The organism is Streptomyces bobili (assembly GCF_002154575.1).
In the GTDB taxonomy this organism is placed as follows: Bacteria; Actinomycetota; Actinomycetes; order Streptomycetales; family Streptomycetaceae; genus Streptomyces; species Streptomyces bobili.
This window is the reverse complement of sequence record NZ_MUBA01000206.1, coordinates 1-7,263: the sequence shown is the minus strand read 5'-3', so window position 1 is coordinate 7,263 and position 7,263 is coordinate 1. Positions and strand designations below refer to the sequence as shown.

Genomic DNA, 7,263 nt, shown 5'->3' with positions numbered 1-7,263 from the left:
CGGCCGGCGATCTCGGTGACCGGCACGTACCCGGCGGCGTGCGGGGCGGCGTCGCAGAACACGACCCGGGCGGCGGGTACGTCGCGGGCCTCGGCGTAGGAGGCGATGGCGCCGAGCGCCTTGCCGAGGAGATCGCCCGCTGCACCTTCGGCGTCGTCCTGGACACCTCCGGTTCGATGGACCGCACCCTCCTCGGCAAGGCGCTCGGCGCCATCGCCTCCTACGCCGAGGCCCGCGACGTACCCGCCGCCCGGGTCGTGTTCTGCGACGCCGCCCCGCACGACGCCGGGTACGTGCCGGTCACCGAGATCGCCGGCCGGGTCCGCGTGCACGGCCGCGGCGGCACGGTCCTGCAGCCCGGCATCGACCTCCTGCACCGGGCGGACGACTTCCCGCGCGGCGCGCCGGTCCTCGTCATCACCGACGGCTATTGCGACACCCTGCGCGTCCGGCGCGAGCACGCGTACCTGATCCCGCAGGGCCGGCAGCTGCCGTTCACCCCTCGGGGGCCGGTCTTCCGGGTGCGGTGACGGCGAGTGTGATCGGATGGGCCCGTCAAACCCGTTCTGCGGGAGAACCATGCGAAAGGAAGAACCGTGGCCACCACGCGCTCCGCACACACCGTCTGGGAAGGCAGCCTCATCGAGGGGAACGGGGTCGTCACCTTCGACTCCTCCGGCGCCATCGACGAGCAGCCCGTGACGTGGGCCGCCCGCACCCAGGAGGCGAACGGGAAGACCAGCCCGGAGGAGCTGATCGCCGCAGCCCACTCCAGCTGCTTCTCCATGGCGTTCTCGCACGCCCTGGCCGGTGCCGGTACCCCGCCCACCAAGCTGGTCACCTCGGCGGACGTCACCTTCCAGCCGGGCGAGGGCATCACGGGCATCCACCTCACCGTGGAGGGCACCGTGCCGGGCCTCGACGACGACGCGTTCGTCGCCGCCGCCGAGGAGGCCAAGGTCAACTGCCCGGTCTCGCAGGCGCTGAAGGCCGTACCGATCACCCTGTCCGCCAAGCTGGCCTGAACCGCCGGACGTCCGGCCGGTCGCGCGCCCCGCACGACCGGCCGGATCCCGGAGGCCGTCCCCGGGGGGCGCTCAGACGAGACCGGCCAGGCCCGCGATCACCGACTGCGCCCACTCCTGGACGCCGATCGCCGTGCCCGCCGCGACGCCGGTGGCGACGGGGGCCAGGGCTCCCTTGAGGCCGTTCACCGCACGGCGGAGCCTGCCCTGCTCGGGCGGCTGGGGGCCGGTGATCTCCGCCAGGACCTCCTCGGCCGCGGTCCGGGCGTCCTCGCGGTCCCGGTCGGTGAGCCCGGCCTCGGGCAACTGCCGCAGCAGATCGGTCATCAGGGCCGCGAGGGCCTCGAAACCGGGGGCGACAGCGGTGTTGTTCTGCTGGTTCTGTGTGACGGACCGGTTGTTCCACGCCAGCTGGACGCCGGAGACGGGGTCGTTGAACACCGGGCCGTGGTAGTTGTGCACCTGCCGCCCGCCGTCGGTGCGATCGTCCGCGGGGACCTCGGCGGGGTCGTCCATGGGGGTGTCCGTGGGGTCGTTCACGGGGTGGCTCCGTTCTGGTCGTCGAGTTCCTGGATGGTCCGCCGGCCGGCCTCCGGCGTGGCTCGCGGGGCTGTTCCCGGCGTGGCCCGCGTGGGGGCCGGCTCGATGATCTGCTGCGTGACCTCGTCGTTGTTCCACGCCAACTGCACCCCGTGCACGGCCGCGTTGAAGACCGGGCCGTGGTAGTGGTGGTTGACGACCTGCACCGCGGGAGGGGCCGGTTCGGGGACCCGCTCGACCACCGGCAGTGACGTGTGCAGCGAGACCAGGTCGACGCGGCCGTTGTGCTGCACGCCCATGCCCCGGGCGCCCGTCACCGAGCAGTTCACCAGCCGGCCGCCGCCCGACTCGTCGAAGGTGACCCCGGCGGCCGCGCAGTCCTCGAACCGGCTGTCGGCGACATCGACGTACGCGGACTCGGTGCCGCACAGGCCGAACGCCTCCGAACCGGTGACCGTGAGGTTGCGGGCGACGAGCCTCGCCCGGCCGAACGCGACGGCCCCGCCGGCCCGCGTCGCCGAGACGTCACAGTCCTGGACCCGCAGCGACGCCTCCTCGCCGACGCCGAAGCCCAGCAGGCCGTGCTCCGCCGAGACGCGGGTGAGCGTGACGCGGGCCTCGCCGGTGACCGCCACCGCGGACAGGTCGAAGCCGGTGATCCGCACGTCGGTGAGCTGGGCCGTCGTACCGCCGTTGCCCCGCACCTCCAGGCCCGCTGGGCAGCGCTCCACACGGGTCTGCTCGAAGACCGCCCGGGATTCGTCGAACACGCGCAGGGCGACGCCCGACAGATCCTCGACGACCACGCCCGTGAAGTGTCCCCGAGCCTTGTCGACGACGGCGACCCCGACGTTGCCGCCCGTGACGCGGCAGCCGTTCACCCGCGGAGCGCCGCCGTTGGTGGAGAACACGGAGACGCTGCCCGCGTCGACGACCTCGCAGTCCTCGAACGTGCCGCGGCCCGTGGTCTGCACGTTGATGCCGGTGTCGCGGCAGCCGGCGAACACGCTGTCGCGTACCACCGGGTCGGCGCCGCTCGCGACCCCGATGCCGTGTTCGGCGTCGGACACGCGCAGGCCCCGCACGAGCCCGCGGGACTGCTCGATGAACATGACCGCCTCCGCGTGCACCGAGTCCACCCGGCAGCCGGACATGGTCAGTTCGGCGCGGGTGTCGGCCATGACGGCCGCCTTCTCGGTGCCGGTGAGCGCGCATCCGACGAGTTCGGCCCACGCGTCGCTGACCCGGACCCCGTGGATCCGGCTGCCCTCGAACCGGCTGTCCCGGACCGAGACGCGGGCCCCCTCGATCACCGCGAGCGCGTTGTCGGCGGCGTCGTGGAAACCGCACCGCTCGATGCTTCCGCCGGCTCCGGCGAACAGGGTCCGGCCGTAGCGGAACACACTGTCCGTCAGCGTCACCAGGGACGCGCGCCGGGCGTGCACGCAGACCCCGCCGTGCGCCCGCACCTCCGTGTGCTCCAGGGTCAGGCTTCCCCCGAGGCAGTCGACGACATCCGCCTCGCGGCCGACCAGGAGGAGACCGCGGACCCTGACCGTGCCGAAGGCGTCGAGCACGGTTCCCCGCGGCGGGCTCACCACGACCGAGCCGGGTGCTCCGCCCCGGCCGGTCAGCTCGACCTCGCCGCGCACGGTGAGGGACTCCTCGTAGTGGCCGGGGGCGATCTCGATCAGGGCCGGGCCGTGCCGCTCGGCGGCGGCCCGCAGCGCGGACGAGATGTCGGGGTACGCACGACGACCGCCGTGCGGCGCGACCACGTACTTCCTGACCATGCCGGCCTTCCCCCGCCGCGCCCCGGACCTCTCCTGATTCGCAGCCGCCGATGCTACCGGAGGGGCCGGTCCCCCGGCGGGCTCACCGGCTCACGGGTCGGTGCATACGGTCGGCAGTGTGGCGCATACGGCATTCAGGACGGCCGCATACGGTGTGCCGTGGCCGGTCAGCCGGATACGCAGCCGCTCCAGGCCCGCGCGGTGGCCGGTGAGCGGGCCGGTGTCGCCGGTGCGGGCGGCGAACTCCAGGACCGAGGGCAGGAAGTCGGGCAGTTCCTCGCCGGTGAACTCCAGCCCGTGCCGCCGGTAGAGGTCTGTGAGGCGGGCCGGTGACATGCCGTCCCGCCGGTCCCCCTCGTCGTACCACCGGCTCAGACGCAGGCTGTGCCGGTCCCCGGCGTCGAAGACCCGCACGTAGTGCTCGGCCAGCTCCGGCCGCGGCGTCACCGCCGCATGGTCGGTGAACTCCCGCAACGGCGGGGCCGCTTCCCGCAGCAGGGGCAGTCGCGCGTACAGATCGTCGTCGGGGTACGTCAGGCAGAGTGCGGCCGCCTGGTACAGCACGGCGTCCGAGGGCATCACGCCTCCTTCGGGGGCGTTCCGTGCGCGCCCCTGTCGCGAACCTAGGGGCGGGCGCGGGAACGCACCCGTCCACGGCGCCCGTACGGGTCATTCCCCCGGTCGGCGTGCCATGGCCCCGGTCCCCGGCCCCCGGCGTCTCAGGGCTTGCGCGCCACGCCCGCGTAGACCGGCACGATGCCCTCCGCCTGGAGGGCCACGTCCTGCGGGTCGGGCCGCCAGCCGGAGACCGGGATCACGCCCGGACCCAGCAGTTCCAGGCCGTCGAAGAAACGGGAGAACTCCGCCAGCGAGCGGGGGTGGAACGGCGTGCCGCTGCGCCGGAAGTGGTTCGCCGCCTTCTCGATCGCCTCCGGGTTCAGGTCGGGGGTGACCTGGGAGAGGATCAGGTGGCTGCCGGGCGCGAGCGCGTCGACGTACCGCCTCAGCAGCCCGTACACGTCGTCGCCCGTCGGGTCGTCGCCCAAGTAGTGGGTGAGCGCGACCAGCGACAGCGCCACCGGCCGGTCGAGGTCGAGGGAGTCGGCGGCGCGGCCCAGCAGGGTGTCGACGTCACGGACGTCGGCGTGCACGTACTCGGTGGCACCCTCGTCCGAACCGTGCAGCAGCGCCTGCGCGTGCCGCAGCACGATCGGGTCGTTGTCGGCGTAGACGATCCTCGACTCGGCGGCGACGGTCTGCGCCACCTGGTGCAGATTGGGTTCGGTGGGGATGCCCGTGCCGATGTCCAGGAACTGGCGGACGCCCGTCTCGGCGACGGTTCGCACGGCCCGCTGCATGAAGCGGCGGTTGGCGCGTGCCCCGCGCAGCACCGTGCCGTCCACGGCGAGGATCTTGCGGGCCAGTTCCTCGTCCACGGGGTAGTTGTCCTTGCCGCCCAGCCACCAGTCGTACACGCGGGCCGGATGCGGCCTGCTCGTGTCGATGCGGACGGCGGCCTCGGACTCGGATCCGGTCATGCGCGGTCTTCTCCTGGTGAGTGCGGACGAACAGGGCGGGGGGTGAACGGGCCGGCGGCGCCCGGTGGTTCAGAACTCCGCGCGGACCTCGCGCAGGAGTTTCAGGGTGTGCTGGGCCGACGCGGCGTGCGTGGTCATGTGGTCGAGGACCTCCAGATGCGCGGAGACCTCCTTGCGCGAGTCCAGGTACAGGGCGCCGGACAGGTACTCGGTGACGACCATGTCGGGCAGTTCGGGCTCGGCGAAACGGAACAGCGAGAACGGTGCGGACGTCCCAGGGTGCGGGCCGCTCGCGAACTCCGAGACCTGCAGCGTGATCCGGTCGCGCTCCGCCAACTCCAGGAGTCTGTCCATCTGTTCGTACATGACGTCGGCGTCGACGCTGACCGGGCGGCGCAGGACCGTCTCGTCCAGCACGGCCCACAGATGGGGCGGATCGGGGCGCTCCAGCAGCTGTTGCCGGGCCAGTCGCAGCGACACGTGCCGCTCGATCGCCTCCGGGCTGCTCACGCCGACCGTGCCGGCCTCCAGCACGGCACGCGCGTACCGCTCCGTCTGCAACAGGCCCGGAACGAAGTGGGGTTCGTAGGAGCGGATGAGGCGGGCCGCGCCCTCCAGGCTGACGTACAGGCTGAACCAGTCGGGCAGGACGTCGTGGAACCGCTGCCACCAGCCGGGGCGGTTCGCCTCCTCGGCGAGCGTGACGAAGGTCCCGGTCTCCTCCTCCGACACCCCGTAGGTCTCCAGCAGCACCTGCACGTACGGGATCTTCAGGGAGACCTCGGCCATCTCCATGCGCCGTACGGTCGCCGGGGCCACCCGCAGCGCGCGGGCCGCCTCCTCCCGGCTGAGACCCGCCGCCTCGCGCAGCTCCTGCAGCCGCCTGCCGAGTACCACCTGGCCCACCGTGGGCGCGGGCCGCCGCTCACTCACGCCACGCCTCCCCTGCGTGTCGAAACACGCCGGTCAGTGTGTCATGTTCCGGCTGTGCGACGACAGGGACGACGGCTACGGGCATTACCTCAGGGGTAATCGACGGACGCCCGCGCCGACGGGATCGTAGGGGCAACGGGTTTCCGGGGCGGCGCACTCCGCTCCGGAAGACCCGGTCCCAGCAGGCCGTTCCCCGACCTCGACGGAGGGTGATTCATCATGTCCGCAACCCAGCCCGCCACGCTCACCGCACTCGCCCGCACCGCCGAACCGCACAGCGCCCTGCGCCGCTTCCTCGCCCTCGACGCCGTGGTGACCGGAGCGAACGGCGTCGCCTACCTCGCGGCGTCGGGTCCCCTCGGCCGGCTCCTCGGCGTCGGCTCCACGCTGCTGCTCGAACTCGGCCTGGTCCTCACGGTGTACGCCGCCGCGGTCGGCCTTCTCGCCTCGCGCGCCCGTCCGGCCGTACTGCCGGTGAAGGCGGTGGTCGAGATCAACCTCGCCTGGTCGGCCCTGAGCGTCCTCGCCCTGGCGCTGTGGCTGTCCCCGACCGCGACCGGGGCGGTGTGGACCGTGCTCCAGGCCGCGACGGTGGCCGGGTTCGCGGCCCTGCAGCACCTCGCCCTGAGAGCGCGCCGGACCTGAGGGGCCGCTCAACCCATCAGTGAATGCAGGTACTTGACCGTCGCCGGGTCGGCCGGGAGCAGTGTCTCGATGGCCAGCTCGGCGACCGTCACGTCCATCGGTGTGTTGAACGTGGAGATCGACGAGATGAACGACAGCGTCCGCCCCTCGTGCTCGATCAGCATCGGCAGCGCGAAGTACGGCACGGGCTCGGCGGGTTCGGCCCCCGGCGCGGTTTCCGCGACCGGATACGCGCAGACCTCGTCGTACAGCGCGCGCAGCGGGGCGGAGCGGTGGAGGGCGATCTGCCGTTCCATCTGGGCGAGCAGATGGCCGCGCCACTCGGGCAGATTGCGGATGCGCGGCGCGAGGCCCTCCGGGTGCAGCGTCAGCCGCATCGCGTTCAGCGGCGGCGCGAGCAGCGACTCCGGGAGGCCGTCCATCAGCATGGTGATCCCGCGGTTGGCCGCCAGCACGTTGTACGTCGCGTCCACGACCAGTGCCGGATACGGCTCGTAGCCCTGGATCAGGCGTTCCATGCCGGAGCGCAGCGCGTCCAGTGCCGGATCGTCCAGCGGGGTCTCGCGGTAGCGGGGGGCGTAACCGGCCGCCACCAGCAGGGTGTTGCGCTCGCGCACGGGCACGTCGAGGTGCTCGGCCAGCCGCAGCAGCAACTCCTCGCCGGGTCGGGAGCGGCCGGTCTCGACGAAGCTGATGTGCCGGGCCGAGGAGTCCGCGCGCAGGGCCAGTTCCAGCTGGCTGACCCGGCGCCGCTCCCGCCAGGCCCGCAGGAGGGGGCCGACGCCCCGG

At 72.8% G+C, this 7,263-nt stretch carries 8 protein-coding genes and 1 pseudogene; 3 read left to right on the top strand and 6 right to left on the bottom strand.

Features of this window, described 5'->3' with window-relative positions; all coding sequences use genetic code 11:
• Window positions 1-49: 49 nt before the first annotated feature.
• Together BZL64_RS17555 and BZL64_RS17550 are read left to right on the top strand one after the other, a co-directional pair.
• Window positions 50-530, top strand: a pseudogene (locus BZL64_RS17555) (DUF2201 family putative metallopeptidase); the annotation flags it as partial.
• A 66-nt stretch (window positions 531-596) separates the two neighbouring features.
• Window positions 597-1,025: an OsmC family protein gene (locus tag BZL64_RS17550; RefSeq protein ID WP_086770130.1), complete on the top strand. Its 429-nt coding sequence runs from the start codon at window positions 597-599 to the stop codon at window positions 1,023-1,025.
• Window positions 1,026-1,097: 72 nt separating this feature from the next.
• On the opposite strand, the gene BZL64_RS17545 is transcribed toward BZL64_RS17550, so the two are convergent.
• From BZL64_RS17545 to BZL64_RS17525, 5 genes are all read right to left on the bottom strand, one after another.
• Complete coding sequence (locus BZL64_RS17545) at window positions 1,098-1,565, bottom strand: hypothetical protein (RefSeq protein ID WP_244205377.1); 468 nt, start codon at window positions 1,563-1,565, stop codon at window positions 1,098-1,100.
• Window positions 1,562-3,358 (bottom strand): right-handed parallel beta-helix repeat-containing protein, encoded by a 1,797-nt coding sequence (locus BZL64_RS17540; RefSeq protein ID WP_086770129.1) that lies wholly within the window; start codon window positions 3,356-3,358, stop codon window positions 1,562-1,564. Before BZL64_RS17540 ends, BZL64_RS17545 begins: the two co-directional genes overlap by 4 nt.
• Window positions 3,359-3,448: 90 nt before the next feature.
• Window positions 3,449-3,937, bottom strand: a complete 489-nt coding sequence (locus tag BZL64_RS17535; RefSeq protein ID WP_086770128.1) for a nitrate reductase molybdenum cofactor assembly chaperone — start codon at window positions 3,935-3,937, stop codon at window positions 3,449-3,451.
• Between the two features lie 140 nt (window positions 3,938-4,077).
• Window positions 4,078-4,896, bottom strand: a complete 819-nt coding sequence (locus BZL64_RS17530) for an SAM-dependent methyltransferase (RefSeq protein ID WP_086770127.1) — start codon at window positions 4,894-4,896, stop codon at window positions 4,078-4,080.
• Between the two features lie 69 nt (window positions 4,897-4,965).
• The gene (locus BZL64_RS17525) at window positions 4,966-5,829 is read right to left on the bottom strand and encodes a helix-turn-helix domain-containing protein (protein ID WP_086770126.1); all 864 of its coding nucleotides are present in this window, start codon (window positions 5,827-5,829) and stop codon (window positions 4,966-4,968) included.
• A 219-nt stretch (window positions 5,830-6,048) separates the two neighbouring features.
• On the opposite strand from BZL64_RS17525, the gene BZL64_RS17520 reads away from it, so the two are divergent.
• Window positions 6,049-6,474, top strand: a complete 426-nt coding sequence (locus BZL64_RS17520; protein WP_086770125.1) for a hypothetical protein — start codon at window positions 6,049-6,051, stop codon at window positions 6,472-6,474.
• An 8-nt stretch (window positions 6,475-6,482) separates the two neighbouring features.
• Here BZL64_RS17520 and BZL64_RS17515 read toward each other — a convergent pair.
• The coding region (locus BZL64_RS17515; protein WP_107430305.1) for a helix-turn-helix domain-containing protein at window positions 6,483-7,263 on the bottom strand (781 nt) is incomplete at its 5' end.

What these genes read in the sequence shown, in the direction of transcription:
- BZL64_RS17535 (WP_086770128.1), bottom strand. Translation starts at nt 3,937, where the DNA reads ATGCCCTCGGACGCCGTGCTGTACCAGGCGGCCGCACTCTGCCTGACG.
- BZL64_RS17540 (WP_086770129.1), bottom strand. Translation starts at nt 3,358, where the DNA reads ATGGTCAGGAAGTACGTGGTCGCGCCGCACGGCGGTCGTCGTGCGTAC.
- BZL64_RS17530 (WP_086770127.1), bottom strand. Translation starts at nt 4,896, where the DNA reads ATGACCGGATCCGAGTCCGAGGCCGCCGTCCGCATCGACACGAGCAGG.
- BZL64_RS17520 (WP_086770125.1), top strand. Translation starts at nt 6,049, where the DNA reads ATGTCCGCAACCCAGCCCGCCACGCTCACCGCACTCGCCCGCACCGCC.